At 69.5% G+C, this 2,534-nt stretch carries 2 protein-coding genes; one reads left to right on the top strand and one right to left on the bottom strand.

The features are described from left to right. Positions 1–874 (bottom strand): ferric reductase-like transmembrane domain-containing protein (locus ACWEVO_RS34845; RefSeq protein ID WP_452311664.1); only part of this gene is annotated, 874 nt, incomplete at its 3' end. Positions 875–1,009: 135 nt separating this feature from the next. On the opposite strand from ACWEVO_RS34845, the gene ACWEVO_RS34840 reads away from it, so the two are divergent. Continuing rightward, positions 1,010–2,455 (top strand): alpha-amylase, encoded by a 1,446-nt coding sequence (locus ACWEVO_RS34840; protein ID WP_452311663.1) that lies wholly within the window; start codon positions 1,010–1,012, stop codon positions 2,453–2,455. Positions 2,456–2,534: the final 79 nt, after the last annotated feature.

Below are 2,534 nucleotides of genomic sequence, written 5' to 3'. Positions count from 1 at the left end.
GCCGACGGGTCAGCGCGGCGAGCCGGCCCCTGCCCTCGTCCCTGCCGGTCATCGCCTGGTTGAGGGCGGCGGCCTGGTGCTGCTCCCGGCTGCGCCGGCCGAGGTGGACGGAGAGGCGGACCAGCAGCGCCACCACCACCAGCAGCACGCAGGCGAGATAGCTGAGGACCACCCAGGTCTTCGCGGCGCGGCCGGCGTTGAGGCCGTGGATCAGGGCGAACGGCCAGGAGACGTACGCCATCGAGTGCAGCGCGCGCCAGAACCACCGGGGGCCGACCCCGGCGAAGCGGACCCGGATCAGCCCGGTCCAGAGCACGCTCACCATGAGGAAGGCGGCGACGGTGCCCAGCCCGACGTAGAGGCCGGTGCCGCCGATGAACGGCACGACGGCGTCGGTCGGGGCGGCCCGGCCGATGGCGACCTTGGTGACGACGTGGAAGACCAGGCCGGCCACGGCGAGGATGCCGGTGGCCCGGTGCGCCGACTGGAGCAGCACCCGGTGCCGGATGAGCAGCACCAGCCGGTCGGTGGCGAGCAGCCCCAGCATCACGGTGAGGCTGAGCGAGACCAGGGCGACCACCCCGGCGAAGAACTCGGTGAAGAAGAAGCCGTACGCGTACAGGGTGGTGCCCGCGCCGGCCAGTTCGAGGCCGGCCCAGACCAGGGCCAGCACGGACGCGCCGAGCGTGACCATCGCCGGCTTCGACATCGTCCGGGCACCTCGGCTGCTGCTGGTGGTGCGGACGGTCACGGCCTTGTCGTTCTGCTGTGCCCGGGCCATCTGCTCCTCGATCTCTCGCGGCGCCTGCTCCCCCTCCAGTACGGACGGACGTCGCGAGCGGATGAGTCCGGCGGCGAAATTGCTCGGTCGCACAACGACGTATTTCCATCCGTTGACAGCTCTTGCAACACGCTTGTAACCTTGCCGAAAAATTTCAGCCGGCACTGCAAGAACCCGGCACCGCAGCGCTCCCCCCACACCCCGTCCCCCGCACCTTCAGGAGTCCAGATGCATCGCCGCAGATGCCGCTCTGCCACCCTCGCCCTCGGCCTGGCCGCCGGCCTGATCGTCCCGACCGCCGTGGCGGCGCCCCCGGCCGCCGCGACCACCCCCGGCAGCAAGAAGGTGATCGTCCAGCTCTTCGAGTGGAACTGGAACTCGGTGGCCAGCGAGTGCACCTCCACGCTCGGCCCGAAGGGCTACGGCTTCGTGCAGGTCTCGCCGCCCCAGGAGCACGTCAAGGGCAACCCGTGGTGGGTCGCCTACCAGCCGGTCAGCTACCGGATCGAGTCCCGCAAGGGCACCCGCGCGGAGTTCCAGGCGATGGTGAACACCTGCCACAACGCCGGCGTGAAGGTCCTCGTCGACACCGTCGTCAACCACATGTCCGGCCAGGACAACGGCGGCACCGGTTGGGCCGGCACCACGTACGGCCATTACAGCTACCCGGGCAACTACGGGTCGCAGGACTTCCACCACTGCGGCCGCAACGGCAACGACGACATCGTCAACTACGGCGACCGGTACGAGGTGCAGAACTGCGAGCTGGTCAACCTGGCCGACCTGGCCACCGAGACCGACTACGTCCGCACCCGGCTGGCCACGTACATGAACGACCTGCTGTCGCTGGGCGTGGACGGGTTCCGGCTGGATGCCAGCAAGCACATGCCGGCCGCCGACATCGCCGCCATCAAGGGCAAGCTCTCCCGCTCGGCGTACCTGGTGCAGGAGGTCATCTACGGCGCCGGGGAGCCGATCCAGCCGACCGAGTACACCGGCAACGGGGACGTGCACGAGTTCCGGTACGGCAAGGACCTCGCCCGGATGTTCAACAGCGAGCGGCTGGCGTACCTGAAGAACTTCGGCGAGGCCTGGGGCTACCTGCCGGGCAGCCAGGCGGTGGTCTTCACCGACAACCACGACACCCAGCGCGACGGCGGCGTGCTCACCTACAAGGACCGCGGCGAGTACGCCCTGGCGAACGCGTTCATGCTGGCCTGGCCGTACGGCACCCCAGCGGTGATGTCGAGCTTCACGTTCAGCAACAAGGACCAGGGCCCGCCCTCGGACGCCAACAACAAGACCTTGAACACCACCTGCTACTCCGGCTGGGAGTGCGAGCACCGCTGGCGGGTCATCGCCAACATGGTCGGCTTCAACAACGCCACCCAGGGCGCGTCGGTCGCCAACTGGTACGACAACGGCTGGCAGCACATCGCGTTCAGCCGGGCCGGCAGGGGCTACCTGACGATCAACGACGAGGACTTCGCGATCACCGGCCGCTCGTACTACACCGGCCTGCCCGCCGGCCGGTACTGCGACGTCATCCACGGTGACTACAGCAACGGCTCGTGCAGCGGACCGGTGATCACCGTGGACTCCAGCGGCTGGTTCGCCGCGAACATCAACGCGCACGACGCGGTGGCCATCCACATCGGCGCGAAGCTGTCCTGACCTGGGCCGTACCCCGACGGCCCTCGTGGACCGGCCCGATCCCCGCGCGGGAACGGCCCCGGGGGCCCCCCCCCCCCCG

It is taken from the genome of Micromonospora sp. NPDC003776 (genome assembly GCF_053605645.1).
Note: the sequence above shows the minus strand (reverse complement) of the source record. Positions and strands in the feature narration are given on the sequence as shown.